The organism is Sphingobium quisquiliarum P25 (assembly GCF_000445065.1).
Taxonomy (GTDB): domain Bacteria; phylum Pseudomonadota; class Alphaproteobacteria; order Sphingomonadales; family Sphingomonadaceae; genus Sphingobium; species Sphingobium quisquiliarum.
Map to the genome: position 1 here is coordinate 23,049 of NZ_ATHO01000104.1, position 20,603 is coordinate 43,651.

The window sequence follows — 20,603 nt, forward strand, 5'->3', positions numbered from 1 at the left end:
TGCGCTCATTGAGGGTCATCGGCGACTATAGGCAAAAAACCGGACCCTTGCAGGGCCTCTTTCGCCATAGCGACGGAAATCTTACGTCCAGATGACAGCGCGGCCTCATTAAGGATGCGCGTCACGCCCGCGATCGCGGCATAGCTGCGCTCGATCCGGCGCAGCAGCCAGTCGGGCAGGTCCACCGCATAGGGCGTCCCCATCCGCACGAACGCCCGTTCGATGAGCGCGCGGGCAAGGGCCTCGTCCGGTTCGGCGATGAACACGAACGGCGCGGCGGCAAGGCGGGATCGCAGGTCCGGCAGCGCGACCTGCCATTGCGCGGGGGGATCGCACCCGATCAGCAGCAGCGGCCGCCTGCTGGTCTGCGCATCGTTCCAGGCGTTGAACAACAGGCGTTCGTCCTGCCCCTGCGCATCCTCGATCACCGTTCCGCCGCTCAACCCGGCGAAACGGCGGCCGAGCAGCGACCGGCCGGAGCGCGGCGGCCCGCCCAGCACGCTGACCGCAAGCGGCCAGTCGCGCCATCCTTCCAGATGACGGACGGCGATACGATTGGCTTCACTCACCAGATAATCATCGTCCGTCCCCTGCCCTGGCCAGTCGAACGGCAGGCTGATCTGCGTCATTGCGGGGCCGGTGCTCCGCCCGCAGGAGCCGCCGCCTGCCGCCGGATACGCAAGGTGGAGCCGGAGACGGTCACGCCATAGCCGCGCGCTTGCAGCGCCGCGCGCAAGGCATCGGCCGATCCTTCGAAGCTGACCTGCATGACCGATGTGCCACCCAGCGCCAGGCTGCTGGTACGGGCCGAACGAACGCCCGCAATGCCGCGCAACGCCGCCTCGCCCTGTGCCACGGATGCGACATCAGGCGTGTCGAACTGGATCGAGAAGCTGCCGATGCCCGGCACCTGCGCGCTTGGCAGGTCGAAGCCGTTCAGCGGCAGGTCGGCGGCATTTTCGATGTCGAGCGCATCGGGGTCCACCGGCTCCTCGATGATGAGCGAGGGGTCGGGCCGCAACCGGCCGTCGTTGAGCGCGCCTGTATAAAGCTGGTCGATCCGGCGCGCCGCTTCGTCCAGCATCTGCGGGATAGCGCTTTCGGCCGATGCCCGCAGGGAGAAGCTGCCGATCAGCCGGTCGTCGGGACCGTAGCGGGCGGTGAAGGTGCCAGTGACCGGGCCGCCGGGCCATTGCCGCTCGATCCGCGCGATCGGCACCACGACATCGGCCGCACCATATTGGTCGAGCAGCACGCGCCACCACAGCCGCCCGCGCCGCCCCACCTGCCCGGCATTCAGCAGGACCGGATCGGCGATCGATCCGCTGACGCGCACATAGTCGATCGCGCTATCGCCCGTGCGAAAGCGCGCCCAGGCCTTCTGCCATTCATTGGTCCGCTCATAAGACACGGCCGATCCGCCGTCCCACATGACCGGGATCACCAGCAGCGGCGGCGAACGCACCACCTGCCCGGACACACCCAGCAACTGGCCGGTGCGCGCGCGGTCGAACAGCATGCCGAGCGTCGCGATGTAGCGGGTCGGCCCGATCTGCTCATATTCGATCTCGATGCCCGAAATCATCGATTCAAGCTGCGAATCGGACAGGTTGGGCACGCCCGCCGCGCCATGAGTGCGCGTCCAGAGCATCCGCCAGCCCTGCCGCTGAGCAAGCCGCCAGCCCGCCTGCCGCGCGCTGTTGGCGTCCTTGCCCACGACATCGACCTTGATGCCGCTCACCTGATAGTCGCCGCCGCTGGCGATCGGCGGCACGCCGCGCTCTCCCTCCATCTGCGCGAACAGCGCCGCGGCGGCGAGGCCGAGCGTGATCGCGGCCAGTATCTGCAAGGGGCGCGACAGCATGCGGAGCAGCTGCGAGGGCCGGAATATCGGGCGATGGGAGGCGGTGGACAGGCTCACGCGCGCCCTTTTGGCGGGATTTCCCCCGTCTGCCAAGCGCCAACCCATTGCCTTTCCCTTTTCCGCGTCATGGCGTGCTTTCTGGCATGCCGCATTTTCCGGCCTGCCAGATGTTTCCATCCGGCTCGAAAATGCTCTAGGGCGCGGGCATGAGCGACACCGAATCCTACAGCTACGCCAAGGCTGGCGTGGACATCGCGGCGGGCAATGCGCTGGTCCGCGCCATCGCCCCGCTGGCCAAGGCGACCCGCCGTCCGGGAGCCGACGCCGAATTGGGCGGCTTTGGCGGTTTCTTCGACTTGAAGGCCGCCGGCTATGACGACCCGCTGCTGGTCGCGGCCAATGACGGCGTGGGCACGAAGCTGAAGCTGGCGATCGATCATGACCGGCACGATGGCGTCGGCATCGACCTGGTGGCGATGTGCGCTAACGACCTGATCGTGCAGGGTGCGGAGCCGCTTTTCTTCCTCGACTATTACGCCACCGGCAAGCTGGAGAGCGGCGTCGCCGAGCGCGTCATCGCGGGCATTGCCGAAGGATGCCGCCAGGCCGGATGCGCGCTGATCGGCGGCGAAACGGCGGAAATGCCGGGCATGTATGCCGCTGGGGACTATGACCTCGCCGGTTTCTGCGTCGGCGCGGTGGAACGCAGCAAGGCGCTGACGGGCAACAGGGTGAAGGCGGGCGACGTGCTGCTGGGCCTTGCCTCGTCGGGCGTGCATTCGAACGGCTTTTCGCTGGTGCGCCGCCTTGCCGCGGACAAGGGCTGGAAGCTCGACCGCCCTGCCCTGTTCGACAATGAAGTGCTGCTGATCGACGCTCTGATGGCGCCCACGCGCATCTATGTGAAAGCGCTGCTGCCGCTGGTGCGCGGCGGCAGGATCAACGCGCTGGCCCACATTACGGGCGGCGGCCTGCTCGAAAACATCCCGCGCGTGTTGCCGGATGGCTGCCATGCCGTAGTGGACGCCGATGGCTGGGAACAGCCCCGGCTGATGGCGTTCCTGCAAGCACAGGGCAATATCGAGCCGGAGGAGATGGCGCGAACCTTCAATTGCGGGGTCGGCATGGTGCTGGCGGTCGATGCTGACGTGGCGGATGCGGTTGCGGCCGAACTGGAAGCGGCGGGAGAGACCGTGCTGCGCGTGGGCGTGGTGGAAAGCGGCGAGAAGGGCTGCACCGTCAAGGGATCGCAGGAGACCTGGAGCGCTAAGGCCGATTGGTCCGCGACGCATCTGGGGTAACACAATTCTCGCAACCGTTCGTGCGGAGTAGGGACTGAGCTTGTCGATGGCCCGTATCGAAGCAGGGGCTGGGCGCAACATCCTTCGATACGCCGCTTCGACTTCGCTCAGCGGCTACGCAGGACGAACGGAGGTCGTTCGGATATGGCAAAGGCTAAAGTCGGCGTTCTGATTTCCGGGCGCGGGTCCAACATGGCGGCGTTGCTCTATGCCGCCAAGCATCCATCCTGCCCCTATGAGATCGTGCTGGTCGCCGCCAATGATCCGCAGGCCGCTGGCCTGACGCTGGCGACGGCGGAAGGCGTGCCCACCTTTGCGCACAGTCACAAGGGCATGAAACGGGCCGAGTTCGACCGGATCATCGACGCGCAACTGCGCGCGGCAGGCGCTGAATATGTGGCGCTGGCCGGTTACATGCGGCTGCTGTCGCCCGAGTTCGTCGCGGGATGGGAAAACCGGATGCTCAACATCCATCCCAGCCTGCTGCCCAAATATAAGGGGCTGGACACGCATCAAAAGGCGCTGGATGCAGGCGACAGCCATGCGGGCTGTTCCGTGCATGTCGTCACCAGCGAACTGGACGACGGCCCGGTGCTGGCGCAGACGGAAGTCGCAATCCTGCCCGGCGATACCGCCGACAGTCTGGCCGCCCGCATCCTGATCGCGGAACATCAGCTTTATTCCCGCACCCTCGCCGATTTTGTGACTCGCGAGCGGCAACCCGAATGGCTGCTGGCACGGGTGCGCGAACGCGCTCTCGCCCTGCCGCAGGCGGACGAGGTGACGTCCCACGGCATGCCCTGCTTCGGCATCGAAAAGGGCAAGAAATTCGCATATTTCAGTCAGGATCATCATGGCGACGGCATCGTCTCCGTCCTGGTAAAGACGACCGCGCCCGAAGAACAGGCGATGCTGATCGACAGCGACCCAGACCGCTATTACCGTCCCGCTTATTTCGGCGACGGCTGGGTCGGCATCCGCCTCGATCTTGGGGATACCGACTGGGACCAGATCGAGGACCGGCTGCGCAAAAGCTGGCGGGAGGTCGCGCCGCGCAAGCTGCTGGGTCTGATGGATGTGGCGGACGAGTTTTGATCCTCCTTCCGTGATATGGGAATGCCCCTTCCCGAACGCTCGCGCGATCCCCATAGAGATCAGCCATGACCGACATACCCGCCCCCGCCATCGAGATCACCAACCTCACCAAAGTCTATAAAGGCGGCAAGCGCGCGCTCGACAATATCAGCCTGACGATCCCGCGGGGGCAGATTTACGGCCTGCTTGGTCCCAATGGCGCCGGCAAGTCGACCACGATCAACATCCTCGCCGGGCTGGTCAACAAGACCAGCGGCAACGCGAGGATCTGGGGGTTCGACATCGACCAGAATCCCCGCAACGCCAAGAATTCCATCGGCATCGTGCCGCAGGAGATCGTGTTCGATCCCTTCTTCACGCCTTACGAAACGCTGGAGAACCAGGCGGGCTATTATGGTGTGCCGAAGGACCGGCGGCGATCGATGGAATTGCTGCGCGCGGTCCATCTGGAGGACAAGGCGGACGCCTATGCCCGCACCCTGTCGGGGGGCATGAAGCGGCGGCTTCTGGTCGCCAAGGCGATGGTGCATTCGCCGCCGATCCTGGTGCTGGACGAGCCGACCGCGGGCGTCGACGTTCAGCTTCGCCAGCAGCTTTGGGCCTATGTGCGCGAACTCAACGCGCAGGGCGTGACCATCGTCCTCACCACCCATTATCTGGAAGAGGCCGAGGAGCTTTGCGACCGGATCGGCATCATCAACCATGGCCGGGTGATCACCGACAAGCCGACGCGCGAACTGATCGCCATGGCCCAGGAAAAGGTGGTGCAGGTGACGGTCGACCGCGACATCGCCGCCGCGCCGGACGCGCCCTGTTTCGAGAAGGTGGAACTGTCCGATCCCCGGACGCTGACCATCACCTATATGAAGGACCGCGCCAATGCGGGCCAGGTGCTGAGCGCGGTGCAGGCGAACGGGCTGTCCATCGTGGATGTGGTGACGCGCGACCCGGATCTGGAGGATGTGTTCCTTCACCTTACGGCTGCTGCGTGACTCCCCTCCCGCAAGCGTGTGGGGGGGGTGGGCCAGCGCTACGCTTCAAGAACAGAAATACGGCTCGCGCAAAGTCCCTTCGCAACGTAGCTTCGCCTCCCGAACGTCTCCTCTGGCAGCACCTGCGCAATCGCCAGCTTGGCGGCCACAAGTTCAACCGCCAAATGCCGGTAGGTCCGTATTTTGCCGGCTTTCTCTGCCGCGAATTCCGGCTCATTGCCGAACTGGACGGTATCAGCCACGACAACAGCGCTGACCATGACGCGCGCCGTGACGCCTGTTGCCGTGACCAAGGCTATTCCATTTTGCGCTTCACCAATGCAGATGTGCTGACGAACATCGAAGGCATGCTGTCGCACATAACGGCGACGCTTGCGCTATTGCCCACCCCCGGCCCCTCCCGCTAGCGGGAGGGGAGAGTATCGAATATGCCCACCACCACGCATGACGTCGTCATCATCGGTTCCGGCGCCGCCGGTCTCACCGCCGCGATCAACCTGGCTCAGGATCGCAAGGTCGTGGTGCTGGCCAAGGCTGCGCTGGACAGCGGATCGACCAACTGGGCGCAGGGCGGCATTGCGGCCGTGCTCGACGCTGGCGACAGTTTCGAAGCGCATGTGCATGACACGATGGTGGCGGGCGCAGGCCTCAACAACCGGGAGACGGTGGAGTTCGTCGTGTCCGAAGCCCCGGCCGCGATCGAGCGGCTGGCGCAGCTTGGCGTCCCCTTCAACGGCGGGGAGGAGTTTGGCGAACGCTGGCACCTGACGCGTGAGGGCGGGCACAGCCACCGGCGCATCGTCCATGTCGATGATGCGACCGGCCATGCCGTGCAGGTCGCGCTGCTCAAGGCCGCGCGCGCCAATCACAACATCACGCTGCTGGAGGATATGGTCGCCATTGACCTTATCACCAGCCGTCATGGCGAGCGCTATTCGGGCGACGGCCATGTCTGGGGCGTCTATGCCTTCAACAAGAAGACCAAGCATGTCGACGCGCTGCTGGGCAAGGCGACGATCCTGTGCACCGGGGGCGCGGGGCGCACCTATCTCTTCTCCACCGCGCCGCGCGGCGCGACCGGCGACGGCATCGCCATGGCATGGCGCGCGGGCTGCCGCGTCTCCAACATGGAGATGAACCAGTTCCACCCCACTTGCCTCTATAATCTGGAGGTCAAGAATTTCCTGATCACCGAAGCCGTGCGCGGCGAAGGCGGGCATTTGAAGCTACCCCCCGGCGTGCCCGGCGGCGGCGAGCGGTTCATGCCCCGCTTCGACCCGCGCGGTGAGCTTGCCCCGCGCGATATCGTGGCGCGGGCCATTGACCATGAGATCAAGCGCCTTGGCCTTGACTATGTCCATCTGGACATCAGCCACAAGGACCCGGAATTCGTAAAGCATCATTTCCCGACCATCTATGCGCGGCTGCTGGACCTGGACATCGACATCACCAAGGAGCCAATCCCGGTCGTCCCGGCGCAGCATTATACCTGTGGCGGGGTGATCATCGATCTGGATGGCCGCACCGACCTGCCGGGCCTTTATGCCGCTGGAGAAGTGACGGAAAGCGGACTTCACGGGGCCAATCGCCTGGCGTCCAACTCATTGCTGGAATGCTTCGTCTTCGGCGAAGCGGCGGCGTGTCACATTCGCGCGCATTGGAATGAACTGCCCCCGCCCCCGTCCATCCGGCCATGGGACGAAAGCCGCGTCACCAACAGCGACGAAGAGGTCATCGTCCAGCATAACTGGAAGGAAATCCGCCGGTTCATGTGGGACTATGTGGGCATCGTGCGCACGACCAAGCGGCTGGAGCGCGCGCAGCACCGCATCGACCTGCTCGCCAAGGAAGTGGACGAATATTACGGCCATTTCCGCGTTACGCCGGACCTGATCGAGCTGCGCAACCTGCTGGAGGTCGCGCGGCTGGTCGTGCGTTCCGCGCTGCGCCGCAAGGAAAGCCGGGGCCTGCATTATACGCTCGACTATCCCGGCATGCTGCCCGCGGCGGTCGATACGGTGCTGGCGCCCTGAACCGATCAGGGTATCTACGTCAGGAAATCCTTTAGCATCGCTGCGAAACGGGCGGGCTGGTCCGCCATGACGACATGGCCGCTGGGACCGATCGGCAGCAGCCGCGCGTTCTTCTTGGCGGCGTAGGCGGCGCGGAAATTGCGGCTGATCTGCGCCGCCTGCGCCGCATCGGACCCGGTGGCGTAGACCACGTCCATGGGAACGGCGATGCGGCCGAGCTGCGGCCCCAGATCGATATTGGCAAGGTCGCGCAGGGCATTGGCGATCACGTCCGGGTCGCTGCCGCGCGCGCCGGGCGCATCCGCGACGATCTGCGCCAGATAGGCGCGGCCTGCTTTCGTGCCGGTGAAATATTGGCTGAGCTGATCGGCGAGGAAGCCCATGCCGCGCGCCGTGCCGCCGACCATCGCCGCGCCCGCCGGAAGCATGTCGACGACCATGATCCGTCCCGCCACGCCCTTGAGGCCCAGCATCATCGCAAGCGTGCCGCCCATGGAATGGCCGACCACGGCCGGGCGGACGAGTCCTGCGGCCTTGATGTAGCGAGTGATCTCATCGGCTAGTGGTTGCACCAGCGGTCCGGTGGCGTTCGCGTCCGGGGGGAGGCCGGCAAAGCCGCGAACATGGATCAAGTGCCAGCGAAAGCCCGGCACCTTGTCCATGATGCCGTTCCAGAGCGCCGGTCCGCTGGCGAGTCCCGCGATCAGCAGCACGTCGCGCCCCGTTCCGCGCGTGGTCACGGCGATCCTGCGCGAGGCGAAGGGGGCAGCCTGCGCGCCTTCGTGCCGCATCATCAGCAGCCCGGCACAGGCGCCCGCGCCCGTCCGCAGCAATGTCCGCCGGTCGATCAACGATGCCATCATGCGATGCTCCCTTGCCCATCACGGCTTAACGGCAGGTGAGCGCATATTGGCCATGCCGTTCAGACTCCTTACATCGCAAATGTGGAATCATTCGTCGCATCTCCCTTGTCAGCCAAAGGGGGTGACGGGCCTAAATCGAAGGAGAGTTCGGGGACGTTCATGCACAATCGAAATCAGGGGCGCGGCAAGCGCCCGGAAGGCGGATCGGTCCGCCTCATCCTGTTGGTCGCGGCTCTTTCCGCCTGCGTCAGCGCTCCGATGGAGCCGCAAGCCAGCGCGACCCAGCGCCCGCAGCCGACGACCGCGACCTACCCCATCAAGCGCGTCGCCAATCCGCCCAAGACCTTCGATCAGTTGAACGTCGACCAGCGGGAAACGCCGCCCCCGGCGCTGGTCAGCGTGATTCGCAACCTGGGCCAGAGCTTCAACGGCAAGGTCGGCATCGCGGTGCGCCGGATCGGCGCCGACTGGACCGTCGCGTGGAACGGCAATGCGCTGTTCCCGCAGCAGAGCGTATCGAAGCTGTGGGTGTCGATGACGTTCCTGGACGCGGTCGACCGGGGCAAGATCCGCCTGACCGACACGACCACCATCACGCGCAAGGACCTGACGCTGTTCCACCAGCCGACCGCCGCGCTCGTGGGATCGAGCGGCTGGACGACCAGCTATTCCGACCTGATGCGCCGCGCGATGACGCAGAGCGACAATACGGCGAACGATACGCTGCTGCGCGCCGTTGGCGGACCCGAAGCGGTGCGCGCCTTCCTGGCGCGGCGGACGATCAAGGATATCCGCTTCGGCCCCGGCGAACGGCTGCTGCAATCGGCGACGGCCGGTCTCGACTGGCGGCAGGATTATTCGATCGGCCGCAACTTCTACGCGGCCCGTTCGCGGCTGCCCATGTCGGTGCGGGTGAAGGCGCTCGACAATTACCTCGCCAATCCGCCGGACGGCGCCGCGCCGTCATCGATCGTGAAGGCGCTGGCGAAGCTGAAGGAAGGCGAGATGCTGTCGCCTGCGTCGAGCCAGCTGCTGATGTCGATCATGAGCCAGGCGAAGACCGGGCCGCAGCGGATCAAGGGCGGCGTTCCGGCCGGATGGAAATATCTGCACAAGACCGGGACCGGGCAGGAACTGGCACCCCGCTCGACCGGATATAACGACATCGGCATCATGACCGCGCCCGATGGCACCAGCTATGCCGTGGCGGTGATGATCGGCAGCACGACCGAACCCATCCCCGTGCGCTGGCAACTGATGCAGGCTGTGGCGAAGGCCGTGGCTGCCAATCACGAGAAGCGGTGACGGCCGATATCCCACAGCCGTTCGTGTCGAGCGAAATTGAGACACGGGAAACGCCGCGTCAGCGTTTCTCGACTTCGCTCGAAACGAACGGACCTTCCTGCCTAGACCTTAATCCAGATTAGGCCGCAGCCAGCGCTCCGCCGTTTCGACGTCGATCCCGCGCCGCCGCGCATAATCTTCCAGCTGGTCGCGTCCGACCCGCGCCACGCCGAAATATTCGGCCTGCGCATGGCCGAAATAAAAGCCGCTGACCGCCGCCGTCGGCAGCATGGCGAAACTTTCCGTGAGCGTGATGCCGGTTGCGTGATGGGCGTCCAGCATGTCGAACAGCAATGGTTTCAGGCTATGTTCCGGGCAGGCGGGATAGCCGGGCGCTGGGCGGATGCCGCGATATTGTTCCTTGATCAGCGCTTCGTTGGTCAACTGCTCGCCTTCCGCATAGCCCCATAGCGCAGTGCGGACATAATGGTGCAGCCGCTCGGCAAAGGCTTCGGCCAGACGGTCGGCCAGCGCCTTCAGAAGAATGTCCGAATAGTCATCGATCGCCGCCTTGAAGCGCGCCAGATGCGGTTCGATGCCGTGGATCGACACGGCAAAGCCGCCTATCCAGTCGCCATCATGGCTGATGAAGTCGGCAAGGCACATATTGGCCCGGCCTTCGCGCTTGGCGATCTGCTGGCGCAGCATGGGCAGGCGGACATGCTTTTCATCCTCGACATGGACGATGATGTCGTCGCCCTCGCGGCGGCAAGGCCATAGCCCCGCCACGCCGCGCGCCGTCAGCCATTTTTCGCTGACGATGCGGTCCAGCATCTTCTGCGCGTCGTTGAACAGGCTGGTGGCGCTTTCGCCGACCACCTCATCCTCCAATATGGCGGGGTAATTGCCCGCCAGTTCCCAGGCGCGGAAGAAGGGCGTCCAGTCGATATAGTTGATCAGGTCCTTGAGGTCCCAATCGGGGAAGGCGTGAATGCCCGGCAGGCGCGGGCGCGGGGCCTTCAACGCCTCGTCCATTTCAAAGGCGTTCGCACGCGCATCCTCGATCGAGAGAAGCTGGCTCTGCCCCTTGCCCTCGCGCGTCTTGCGGACATGCTCATAATCGTCCTTCGTCTTCTGTACAAAGTCCGCCTTCTGCGTCTCCGACACCAGCGCCGTCGCCACGCCCACCGCGCGGCTGGCGTCCAGCACATGGACGACCGGGCCGGTGAAGGCCGGATCGATGCGCAGCGCCGTATGCACCCTGGACGTGGTCGCGCCGCCGATCAGCAGCGGCACGGTCATGTTGGCGCGCTGCATTTCCGCCGCCACCGTCACCATCTCGTCCAATGACGGGGTGATGAGGCCGGACAGGCCGATCATGTCGACGTCATTCTCGTTCGCGGCCTTGATGATGTCCTGCCAGGGCACCATGACGCCCAGGTCGATCACCTCGAAACCGTTGCACTGGAGCACGACTCCGACGATATTCTTGCCGATGTCATGGACGTCGCCCTTGACGGTGGCCATGACGACCTTCCCCTTGCCCTTGGCGCCGGGCTCCTTCGCCGCTTCGATGAAGGGCAGCAGGTGAGCCACCGCCTTCTTCATGACGCGGGCGGACTTCACCACCTGCGGCAGGAACATCTTGCCCGCGCCGAACAGGTCGCCCACCACATTCATGCCGTCCATCAGCGGACCTTCGATCACCTCGATCGGCTTGGCGGCGCTGAGGCGGGCTTCTTCCGTATCCTCGACCACATACATATCGATGCCCTTGACCAGGGCATGTTCCAGCCGCTTGGCGACCGGCCAGCCGCGCCATTCCTCCGCCGCCTTTTCCGCCGCCGCATCCTTGCCCTTGTAGCTTTCAGCCAGTTCGACCAGCCGCTCGCCCGCTTCGGGGTCGCTGTTCAGCAGCACATCCTCGCACGCCTTGCGCAGCGCGGGGTCGATCGCGTCATAGACGTCGAGCTGCCCCGCATTGACGATCGCCATGTCGAGGCCAGCGGGAATGGCGTGGTAGAGGAAGACGCTGTGCATCGCCCGCCGCACCGGCTCATTGCCGCGGAAGGAGAAGGAGAAGTTGGACAGGCCGCCCGAAATATGGACATGGGGGCAGCGCGCCTTGATCTCGCGGCATGCCTCGATGAAGTCGACGCCGTAATTATTATGCTCCTCGATCCCCGTCGCGACGGCGAAGATATTGGGATCGAAGATGATATCCTCCGGTGGAAAGCCGATGGACATCAGCAGCTTGTAGGCGCGCTCGCAAATCTCGACCTTGCGCTCCTTCGTGTCGGCCTGCCCCGTCTCGTCGAACGCCATGACCACGACCGCAGCGCCATAGGCCATGCATTTGCGGGCATGGTCCAGAAAGGCTTCCTCACCCTCCTTCATGCTGATCGAGTTGACGATCGGCTTGCCGCTGACGCATTTCAGCCCCGCCTCGATCACTTCCCATTTGGAACTGTCGATCATCACCGGCACGCGGGCGATGTCCGGTTCGGAGGTCATGAGCTTGAGGAAGGTCGTCATCGCCTCGACAGCGTCGAGCAGACCTTCGTCCATGTTCACGTCGACGATCTGAGCGCCATTTTCCACCTGGTCGCGCGCGATGTCGATGGCCGCGGCATAGTCGCCCGCCATGATCAGCTTCTTGAACTTGGCCGATCCGGTGACGTTGGTGCGCTCACCGATGTTGACGAAAGTGGCGGTTGAACTTTGGGTCATATCCCGATCTCTAAATCCGTTCGGGCTGAGCGAAGTCGAAGCCCTTGTCTGAGCGGAGGCGAAGATACCTCACTATGTTCGGTTTTGCCCTTCGACTTCGCTCGGGGCGAACGGAGGAGAGCTATCTCCTCCGGTAATTCAAGCCGCAATATGCATGGGCTCCAGCCCCGCCAACCGCGTCACCACCGGCAGTTCCGGCACGACGCGCGGGCGATGCCCCGCCAGCGCCTTCGCTACCGCGCCGATATGGGCGGGCGTGGTGCCGCAGCAGCCGCCGACCATATTGACCAGCCCCTCATCCACCCATTGGCGGATGAGCGAGGCGGTGGTTTCGGGCAGTTCATCATATTGCCCAAGCTCATTGGGCAAGCCCGCATTGGGATAGGCCAGGATCAGCGTGTCGGCATTCTTCGCCAGTTCGGAAAGATAAGGCCGCAGCAGATCTGCCCCGAAGGCGCAGTTCACCCCGATGGTCAGCGGCTTCAAATGGCGCAGCGAATACCAGAAGGCGTTGATCGTATGCCCGGACAGGTTGCGCCCGGACATATCGGTGATGGTGAAGCTCAGCATCAGCGGCACCGGCCGCCCCGCCGCCGCTTCCGCCTCGCGCGCCGCCATGCCCGCCGCCTTGGCGTTCAGCGTGTCGAAGCAGGTTTCGACCAGCAGGAAATCCACCCCGCCCTCGATCAGCGCGTCGCACTGCTCGCGATAGTCGGCCTTGAGCGTGTCATAATCCACCTCGCGGAAGGCGGGATCGTTGACGTCCGGCGAGATCGACAGCGTCTTGTTCGTCGGCCCGATCGATCCAGCGACGAAGCGGGGGCGGCCATCCTTCGCCGTCGCTGCCTCGCAGGCGCGCCGGGCGATCCGGGCGGCGGCGATGTTGATGTCCCGCACCAGATGTTCGCAGCCATAATCGGCCATGGCGATCCTGGTCGAACTGAACGTGTTCGTTTCGATCATGTCCGCGCCAGCGTCGAGATAGGCGGTGTGAATGCCCTCCACGATATCAGGCCGGGTCAGGCACAGGAGGTCGTTATTGCCCTTCTGATCCTTCGCCAGATCGAGCGACCCGCGATAATCCGCCTCGGTCAGCCCATGCTTCTGGATCGACGTGCCGTAGCCGCCGTCGAAGATCATGATCTTTTCCGCCGCAATGGCGCGGAAGCGTTGTTCAGCAGTCATGTTCATTCCCGTTCGGGCTGAGCGAAGGCGAAGACACCTCGCTGCGTTCGGTGGCACCCTTCGACAAGCTCAGGGTGAACGGAAGAAAGGGACTCATGCCGCCCTCACCCCCAGCAGATGGCAGATCGCATAGCTCAACTCCGCCCGGTTGAGCGTATAGAAATGGAAGTCGCGTACGCCGCCCGCATAGAGTTTGCGGCACAGTTCCGCCGCCAGCGTGGCGGAAACCAGCTGCCGCGCGGCGGGCAGGTCGTCCAGCCCTTCGAACAGCTTGCCCATCCATTCCGGCACGGCGGTATTGCACATGGCGGACATGCGCTGCACCGCCGCGAAATTGCTGACCGGCATGATGCCCGGGATGATCTCCGCATCGATCCCCGCCGCCGCCACTGTGTCGCGGAAACGGAAGAAGGTTTCGGGTTCGAAGAAAAATTGCGTGATCGCCCGTGTCGCGCCCGCGTCGAGCTTGCGCTTGAGATTGTCGATATCGCTCTGCGCGCTCGATGCGTCGGGATGGGTTTCGGGATAGGCGGCCACGGAAATCTCGAACGGGTGGCGCTTGACCAGCCCTTCGACCAGTTCGGCCGCGCCCTTATAGCCTTGCGGGTGCGGTTCGAACTTGCACCCGGCCTGCGGCGGATCGCCACGCAAAGCGACGATATGACGCACCCCCGCTTCCCAATAGGCGTCGGCGACCTCGCCGATCTCCGCCTTGCTCGCCGCGACGCAGGTCAGATGCGCGGCGGCGGGCAGCGGCGTTTCCTTCGCGATGCGGGCGACGGTGTTATGCGTCCGCTCACGCGTGGAGCCGCCCGCGCCATAGGTCACGGACACGAATTTGGGGGCAAGCGGCGCCAGCGTCCCGATCGCGGACCAGAGCTGCTCCTCCATCTTCTCCGTCTTGGGCGGGAAGAATTCGAAGCTGACATTCAGGTCGCCCGCCATATCGGCATAGAGCGGCGCATCGAGCACGCGCCGGGCCTCTTCGACGGAGGGGAAGGGAAAGGTCATGCGCAAATGCGTCCTTCAATCGGCAGGATGCGCGCGCCGCGACGCCGCCCCAGCCACAGTTTCACGGTCAGTTCATGGCCGGGCAGGCTTTCCACCCGGTCGAGGTCGAGGCCCGCCTGCGCGAACCAGCTTTCCATCTGGTCGTCGGAAAAGCCGAGCCGCGCATGCTGGTCGCGCAGCCGAAGCTCCTCCCGCTCATGCGCGTCGAAATCGGCGATCAGCACCCGGCCCCCGGCGGCCGTAACGCGCGCGGCTTCGGCGATGACGGCTTCGGGCGCCTGCGCATAGTGCAGGACCTGATGCAGCACCACCGTGTCGGCATCGCCCTGCGCCAGCGGCAGCGCGCCGAAGTCGCCGAGCACCAGCGCATATTTGCCGCCAGCATCCTCAGGCAGCTTGGCACGGGCGATGCGCAGCATGTCGGGGCTGCGGTCAAGCGCCGTCACCTGATCCGCCAGCGGCCCGAACAGTTCGATCATGCGCCCCGTGCCGGTGCCGATGTCAAGCAGATGGCCGATCGGCTCCGCCTCCAGCAGCGCCGTCATCGCGCGTTCGACATCACGCTCAGGCACATGGAGCGAGCGGATGGCGTCCCATTTTTCGGCATGTTCGGCGAAATAGCTTTCCGCCGCGCGCGACCTGTCGGCGCGCACCGCGGCCAGCCGGGCAAGGTCCGCCTTCTGCCACAACTGCTCGCTTTCCGAAGGGGCAAGCTGATCGAAGAGGGTGAGGAAGGGCGCGATGGCGGAGCCCCGGCCCAGGCGCAGGAACACCCAATTGCCTTCCTTGCGCCGCTCCACCAGCCCGGCTTCGGCCAGGATGCGGACGTGGCGGGACACGCGCGGCTGGCTTTGCCCCACCACCTGTGCGATTTCGCCGACGGCAAGCTCCATCGCGCGCAGCAGATAGATGATGCGAAGCCGCGTCGGATCGCCAAGGGCGCGGAAAATGTCGAGTGCGGCACTCATGCGAGGATCATATAAAGAAATCTTTATATGCGTCAATGGCTGTCGCCAGTGGCACCGCAATTGCGCGCTTTTGCGCGGTTACGCAGGAATGGGATTGCCTTGAGTCGCCGTATTCATTACGTATCGGCCCCGCAGGCGCAAAGGGGGGTGAACTTTTCTCCGAGAGTGGTCTGCGCAGTTTTTTTCTCTGAGAGGGGTTTGCCCATGTCCAAGTCGATTGCTCTTTCGCTCGTTCTCGCCGCTTCGCTCGGTCTCGCCGCTTGCTCTGGCGGTTCGGAAAACGCCGCCAACGTTTCGGCCAATGCTTCGGAAAACGCCGCGAACGCTGCCGACAACGCGATGCTGGCTGCTGAGAACGCCGCCGCCAACGCTTCGAACGCTGCTGAAAACGCCAGCAACGTCGCTGCCAACGCTTCGGCGAACGCGATGTAATTTCCCTTTTCCCAAGGGAAATGTCGAAGGGGCCGCGCCGGTGACGGAGCGGCCCTTTTCTTATGCGGAAAGGTCAGGCGATGAGGATGATCGGCTTGGGGCCAGCGCTGCTGCTGCTTTTGTCCTTGGGCGGATGCGGTTCATCAGACGATGGCGATGCGAGCGGCCTTGCCCCCGGAGAGGCGCGCGCGCTTAACAACGCTGCGGCTGAACTGGACGCGCGCAACCATCCGCCGCAGGATGACGCGGGCATCAATCCCGCCGCCATGAGCGCGGCAAGGGCCAGGCGGGAGCAGACCGGCCCATGAAAAAGGGCCGCCCCGGAAGGCGGCCCTCTTCATTTGCCTGCCGTTGCAAAGCGGCTCAGCAATCCCGGTCGATCGCCCGGCCCGCCAGAGCGCCCACGCCCGCGCCGATGATGGCGCCGGTGGTGCCGTCTCCGCGACGGCCATAGCGGCCGCTGCCCTTGCCGACTTCATTGCCGAGCAGGCCACCGGCGATCGCGCCGATGATCGTGCCGCCCGTGCCATTGTCGCGGCAGCGGTAACCGCCACGATAGCCGCGATAATAGTTGTTCCGGTAATAGCGGTCGCCACGATCGCCGCGGTAATAATCGCCGCGATAACCGCGATAGCCACGGTCCCCGCGATAATAGTCGCCGCGTTCATAGCGGCCCCAGCCGTCGCGGGCCTGCGCCGGAGCGGCGGTGACGGCGAAGGAAGCCGCGCCCATGGCCAGCGCTGCCCCCATATTGATCAGAAACTTGGTCTTCATGGCGTGCTCCTCGAAATATCCTTTTCGATGGCTGCTGCCATTGGGGCAACTGCATCGATTGAACCCCTTTTGCCCGATTCGCTTTGAGCCAAGCCTGAATGGGCGTGACAGCCGCCGTTAATGCGCGTTTTTTGTTCCATTCGCCGCAGTTGAGCGAAAAGCAGCAGCGCCAAAGCGGCCCGCCGGGACAGGCAGTCATGAAGGTTGGTTCCGTCACCCGGAATGCCTATGGCGAAACGATGCGCCGAATCCTGATCGTCCTGCTGCTCGCGATCCTGCTGTTACCGGCGCCGCACAAGAACAAGCCGGAGCTTTTCGGCCCCGGCCCCCTGCTGGTCAGGGTCCGTGCGCTTCCCTTGAGTTCCATAGACCCGTCCGTCAACCAGGTGGGCGCTCTCACCTATAAGGGCGGCTGGCAGCTCAGCAGCCCGCATCGCGGCTTTGGCGGCATTTCCTCGCTGATGATGGATGCGCACGGACAGGTACTGGCGCTCAGCGATTCAGGGACGCTGATGGGCTTTGCCGTGCGCCCCCGCCCGGACAACCGCCACCCGTTCATCGCTCCCCTGCCGGTGAGGGCCGAAGATCGCAGCCAGCCCTGGTGGGCATGGGATTCAGAATCGCTCACCCATGATCCAGCGACGGACCGCTATTGGGTGGGATTCGAGATGCTCCAGAGGATATGCCGCTATGCGCCGGGCTTCGCGCGGGTGGAGGCGTGCCGGACCTGGCCGGACATAGAGGCGTGGCCTGAAACCGGATCGATCGAGTCCATGGCCCGCCTGCCCGATGGCCGCTTCCTGGTGATAGCGGAGATGGGCATGACGAGCGATGGAAGCCACGACACGCTGCTGTTCAGCGGCGATCCGGCCGATGAAGCGACGCCCGCCCCCATTCACCTGCGCTATGCGCCGCCGCGCGGATACCGGCCGACCGATCTTGTCGCGCTCGATGAGCGCCGCCTGCTCGTGCTCAACCGCAGGGTGACGTTGCAGAATCTCTTCACGGCGACGCTCGCCATAGTGGAACTGCCCGCATCGCCGCGCGCGGGCGACAGGTTGAAGGCGCGGACGCTGGCGCAGCTTGCGCCGCCGCTGCTGGCCGACAATTTCGAAGGGGTGGCGCTCAGCCGGGAACAGGGCCAGACCATGGTGTGGATCGTGTCCGACGATAACCACGAATTTTTCCAGCGCACCTTGCTGCTGAAATTCGCGCTGCGCCTCTGATCCCCGCGCGCTGAACGCAAAAAAGCGGCCCGTTGCCAGGCCGCTTCATGCCGAAACGAATCGAGCGGAAATCAGGCGGCTGCGGCGGCCTGCTTCTTCGCAATGTCGCGCTTCAGGCGGCGCGCCTTGAGCGACAGCTTGTCGTCGCTGGTCTTCAGCAGCCAGTTGTCGAGGCCGCCATTATGTTCCACCGAACGCAGGCCATGGGTCGAAACCCGCAGCTTCACCGTGGTTTCAAGCGTTTCGGAGATGAGCGACACGTTCTGCAAGTTGGGCAGGAACACACGCTTGGTCTTGTTATTGGCGTGGGACACGTTGTGACCCACCTGGCGGCCCTTGCCGGTCAACTCGCAGATGCGCGACATAGTCAATCAACCTTGTAATGCATGATCGTTCGGAAAGCGGCGCGGATAACGGGAATCCCCCGCGCCGTCAACCCGGCAGAGGAGCGCATGGATCAGCTCGCGCAACCCTTTCGCCGGACGGGGCGTTTGGCATCCATATCCCTAAGGAGGGCGAAATGCGACTCATTGGTGGCCTGTTGCTGATCGTGCTGCTGGTCCTTGCCGCCGGCATCGTCACCGGCTTCATCAACCTGGAACAGACGCAGAGGGGCAGCTTGCCCAAGATCGCCGTGGAAGGCGGCACCCTGCCCAAATATGAGGCGAACGTCGCCAAGGTGGAGGTCGGATCGCGCAACGAGACGGTCGAGGTGCCCACCGTCGACGTGAAGAAACCCTGACCTTTTCGCCATAGCCCATCATCCTGTAAGGGACGGCCATGACGCCGCCCTTCCCCCTTCCCCTGCCCATGCGCCGCGCGCTTGACCTGGCGCGCGCGGCGGAGGCCGCGGGGGAGGTGCCGATCGGCGCCGTAGTGACGCTGGACGGCCGTATCATCGGCGAGGGCGAGAATCGCAACCGGCGCGACAATGATCCGACCGCCCATGCGGAAATCGTCGCCCTGCGCGCCGCCGCCACGCTGCTGGGCGACTTCCGCCTGACCGGGTGCGACCTGTGGGTGACGCTGGAGCCGTGTCCCATGTGCGCGGGCGCGATTTCCCATGCGCGCATTGCCCGCCTCTATTACGCAGCCGCCGATCCCAAGGGCGGCGCGATCGAGCAAGGGCCGCGCCTGTACGCGCAGCCCCAATGCCTGCACCGGCCGGACGTCTATGGCGGCATTGGCGGGAAGGAAGCCTCAGCGCTGCTGCGGGGCTTTTTCGCCGCCCGCCGCTGAATAATCGATGCGGTAAAGCGTGTAGGGCAAGGTCAGGCCCGTGCGCAGGGGCACGGGTTTCAGCCAGCCGGGCACTTCGCCCCGCATCAGTCCGGCATAGAAGCCCTGGGGGCTGCGCGCCTGATAGACGGTGCCTTCGGGGAAGCCGGGGCAGATCAGCAGATAGGTTGCATGATGCCGCGCCGCGATCGGGCGGAAGGCGGCGGGGGGGCCGTCAAAGGCGTGATGGACGTCCAATATCACCTTGCCGTTGCGGTGATAGGGGCCAGCGATCGCGCTGTGATGCGTGGTCGCGATCAGGCGAGGGCCAAGGTCCACCATGGTGAAGATGGTGGCGGGGGGCAGTTGATCCAGCACTTTCAGGACAGGCAGGCTGCGGCAACGGGCATTGGCCTTGTTGATGACCTTGTGCCGGGCCGCCAGCGATGCCCGCTGGGGCTTGGCCGCCTCGCCCGTGCTGCTGGCCCAGAGCTGGTTGAGTTGCGGATAAAGCGGCGTCGCGAAGGCGGCCACGGTCAGGATCGCGGCCCCCGCGATGCCCAGAATGCGCGCGAGCGGGCGGCCGGTGAAGATCATCCCGATCACGCGATGCGCGGCCCAGGCGGCGGCCGGGATGGCGAGCAGTTGCGCCGCCGGACCCGCCCGAAGCTGCCAGAACAGCAGCGCCGTGGAAAAGAGCATCATCAGCCCGATCGTGGTCCATGCCCAGCGTCTGTCGCTGTCGCGGCGCGACTCCCACACGCCCCAGATCAGGCCCAGAAGCCCCGCCAGCGGGATCGCCATCAGCGGCACCACCATGTTGCGCGCCTGCGCGGTGATGGGCTTTGCCTCGCGGATGTTGGACAGCCAGAGCCTCTCCAGCTCCGGCGAAATCTGATAGGCGCCCGACAGGCATTGCGGCCAGTTGAGCCAGGCGAAGGCGGCGACCGCTGCCCCCACCAGCAGGCCCGCGCCAAGACGGCTTTGCCAGTTGCGCAGCGGCAGCAGGGCCAGCAGCGTCATGCCCGCCGCCACCGCGCCGAAAATGGCGACCCAGATGGGCGAGAGCGCGTCGCACACCATCTGCCGGTTGGCATAGCTGGCGAACAGCAGGAACAGGATGGACACGCCGCCGCCCAGGCTCAGCGCATAGGGCAGCATCCGCCGCCCCGCCCCTTCCTTGAACACCCAGCGCAGCGCGATCAGCGCCCCGCCCGCCGCCAGATAGACGATCATTTCCATGCCGATCGCGATCGACAGCGCGCTGCTCAACCCCGCGACGATCCCGCCGCGCAGCCATTTGCGATCGACAAGGCCAGCCAGCATCAGCACCGCGAGGGCAAGCTGCCAGCCATGATGATCGACCCGCATGGGCATGAACATGCTGATGCCCATCTGCGCCGCGAAGGGGGCGAGCGCCGCCAATATCCAGCCATTGCCGCCCGCCAGCCTGCGGCCGATGAAGCCGAGGCCAAGCATCAGCGGCAGCAGCGGGAGCAAGGGCGCGATGCCGCAGGCGATCCGATCCGCCTGCCCCTGATCCATGAAGGCGCGGAAGAACAGCATCAGCCCGGCCAGCGGCAGGTCGACCAGCCGCGACCAGTGGATGTCGAACCCGGCGGGCGGG

General features: G+C 65.0%; 21 protein-coding genes. 11 read left to right on the forward strand and 10 right to left on the reverse strand.

The window, feature by feature from the left end; genetic code table 11:
- Positions 1 to 5 precede the first annotated feature (5 nt).
- A complete protein-coding gene (locus tag L288_RS33690; protein ID WP_021238643.1) occupies positions 6 to 629 on the reverse strand; it encodes a P-loop NTPase family protein in 624 nt (207 codons plus the stop codon).
- A complete protein-coding gene (locus L288_RS33695; protein ID WP_051209659.1) occupies positions 626 to 1,864 on the reverse strand; it encodes a translocation/assembly module TamB domain-containing protein in 1,239 nt (412 codons plus the stop codon). Before L288_RS33695 ends, L288_RS33690 begins: the two co-directional genes overlap by 4 nt.
- A 206-nt stretch (positions 1,865 to 2,070) precedes the next feature.
- Here L288_RS33695 and purM point away from each other — a divergent pair, with 206 nt between their 5' ends.
- From purM to nadB, 5 genes are all read left to right on the forward strand, one after another.
- A complete protein-coding gene (gene purM / locus L288_RS33700) occupies positions 2,071 to 3,165 on the forward strand; it encodes a phosphoribosylformylglycinamidine cyclo-ligase (protein WP_021238645.1) in 1,095 nt (364 codons plus the stop codon).
- Between the two features lie 144 nt (positions 3,166 to 3,309).
- Positions 3,310 to 4,260 (forward strand): phosphoribosylglycinamide formyltransferase, encoded by a 951-nt coding sequence (gene purN, locus L288_RS33705; protein ID WP_021238646.1) that lies wholly within the window; start codon positions 3,310 to 3,312, stop codon positions 4,258 to 4,260.
- 65 nt (positions 4,261 to 4,325) lie between these two features.
- Positions 4,326 to 5,252, forward strand: a complete 927-nt coding sequence (locus L288_RS33710; protein WP_021238647.1) for an ABC transporter ATP-binding protein — start codon at positions 4,326 to 4,328, stop codon at positions 5,250 to 5,252.
- A complete protein-coding gene (locus tag L288_RS0121670) occupies positions 5,249 to 5,659 on the forward strand; it encodes an endonuclease domain-containing protein (RefSeq protein ID WP_051209655.1) in 411 nt (136 codons plus the stop codon). Before L288_RS33710 ends, L288_RS0121670 begins: the two co-directional genes overlap by 4 nt.
- Before the next feature lie 21 nt (positions 5,660 to 5,680).
- Positions 5,681 to 7,285 (forward strand): L-aspartate oxidase, encoded by a 1,605-nt coding sequence (nadB, locus tag L288_RS33715; protein ID WP_021238649.1) that lies wholly within the window; start codon positions 5,681 to 5,683, stop codon positions 7,283 to 7,285.
- A gap of 14 nt (positions 7,286 to 7,299) precedes the next feature.
- Here nadB and L288_RS33720 read toward each other — a convergent pair whose 3' ends face one another.
- On the reverse strand, positions 7,300 to 8,148 hold the full coding sequence (locus L288_RS33720) for an alpha/beta fold hydrolase (protein WP_021238650.1): 849 nt from the start codon (positions 8,146 to 8,148) through the stop codon (positions 7,300 to 7,302).
- Between the two features lie 159 nt (positions 8,149 to 8,307).
- On the opposite strand from L288_RS33720, the gene L288_RS33725 reads away from it, so the two are divergent.
- Positions 8,308 to 9,453 carry a serine hydrolase gene (locus tag L288_RS33725; RefSeq protein WP_021238651.1) on the forward strand — a complete coding sequence of 382 codons (1,146 nt, stop codon included), beginning with the start codon at positions 8,308 to 8,310 and terminating at the stop codon, positions 9,451 to 9,453.
- A 108-nt stretch (positions 9,454 to 9,561) separates the two neighbouring features.
- On the opposite strand, the gene metH is transcribed toward L288_RS33725, so the two are convergent.
- The 4 genes from metH to L288_RS33745 form a co-directional block, all read right to left on the reverse strand.
- A complete protein-coding gene (metH, locus tag L288_RS33730; RefSeq protein WP_021238652.1) occupies positions 9,562 to 12,162 on the reverse strand; it encodes a methionine synthase in 2,601 nt (866 codons plus the stop codon).
- Positions 12,163 to 12,300: 138 nt separating this feature from the next.
- The gene (locus tag L288_RS33735; RefSeq protein ID WP_021238653.1) at positions 12,301 to 13,347 is read right to left on the reverse strand and encodes a homocysteine S-methyltransferase family protein; all 1,047 of its coding nucleotides are present in this window, start codon (positions 13,345 to 13,347) and stop codon (positions 12,301 to 12,303) included.
- A 93-nt stretch (positions 13,348 to 13,440) separates the two neighbouring features.
- Positions 13,441 to 14,358 (reverse strand): methylenetetrahydrofolate reductase, encoded by a 918-nt coding sequence (gene metF / locus L288_RS33740; protein ID WP_021238654.1) that lies wholly within the window; start codon positions 14,356 to 14,358, stop codon positions 13,441 to 13,443.
- Positions 14,355 to 15,326, reverse strand: coding sequence for an ArsR/SmtB family transcription factor (locus L288_RS33745; RefSeq protein WP_021238655.1), 972 nt, complete (start codon positions 15,324 to 15,326; stop codon positions 14,355 to 14,357). Before L288_RS33745 ends, metF begins: the two co-directional genes overlap by 4 nt.
- A gap of 204 nt (positions 15,327 to 15,530) precedes the next feature.
- Between L288_RS33745 and L288_RS33750 the strand changes: the two genes are divergently transcribed.
- Entirely contained in the window at positions 15,531 to 15,758 is a 228-nt protein-coding gene (locus L288_RS33750) for a hypothetical protein (protein ID WP_021238656.1), read from the forward strand.
- A gap of 80 nt (positions 15,759 to 15,838) precedes the next feature.
- Positions 15,839 to 16,066 carry a hypothetical protein gene (locus tag L288_RS33755; RefSeq protein ID WP_021238657.1) on the forward strand — a complete coding sequence of 76 codons (228 nt, stop codon included), beginning with the start codon at positions 15,839 to 15,841 and terminating at the stop codon, positions 16,064 to 16,066.
- Positions 16,067 to 16,121: 55 nt separating this feature from the next.
- On the opposite strand, the gene L288_RS33760 is transcribed toward L288_RS33755, so the two are convergent.
- Entirely contained in the window at positions 16,122 to 16,532 is a 411-nt protein-coding gene (locus tag L288_RS33760; protein WP_021238658.1) for a glycine zipper 2TM domain-containing protein, read from the reverse strand.
- Between the two features lie 239 nt (positions 16,533 to 16,771).
- Here L288_RS33760 and L288_RS33765 point away from each other — a divergent pair, with 239 nt between their 5' ends.
- Positions 16,772 to 17,758 (forward strand): esterase-like activity of phytase family protein, encoded by a 987-nt coding sequence (locus L288_RS33765; RefSeq protein ID WP_031304475.1) that lies wholly within the window; start codon positions 16,772 to 16,774, stop codon positions 17,756 to 17,758.
- A gap of 71 nt (positions 17,759 to 17,829) precedes the next feature.
- On the opposite strand, the gene rpmB is transcribed toward L288_RS33765, so the two are convergent.
- Entirely contained in the window at positions 17,830 to 18,123 is a 294-nt protein-coding gene (gene rpmB / locus L288_RS33770; RefSeq protein WP_021238660.1) for a 50S ribosomal protein L28, read from the reverse strand.
- A gap of 155 nt (positions 18,124 to 18,278) precedes the next feature.
- Between rpmB and L288_RS33775 the strand changes: the two genes are divergently transcribed.
- Positions 18,279 to 18,500, forward strand: a complete 222-nt coding sequence (locus L288_RS33775; protein WP_021238661.1) for a hypothetical protein — start codon at positions 18,279 to 18,281, stop codon at positions 18,498 to 18,500.
- A gap of 38 nt (positions 18,501 to 18,538) precedes the next feature.
- Positions 18,539 to 18,997, forward strand: coding sequence for a nucleoside deaminase (locus L288_RS33780; protein ID WP_021238662.1), 459 nt, complete (start codon positions 18,539 to 18,541; stop codon positions 18,995 to 18,997).
- Here L288_RS33780 and L288_RS33785 read toward each other — a convergent pair.
- Positions 18,959 to 20,603, reverse strand: a 1,645-nt coding sequence (locus L288_RS33785; protein ID WP_021238663.1) for a hypothetical protein, incomplete at its 5' end; no start/stop codon positions are given. The genes L288_RS33780 and L288_RS33785 overlap by 39 nt on opposite strands.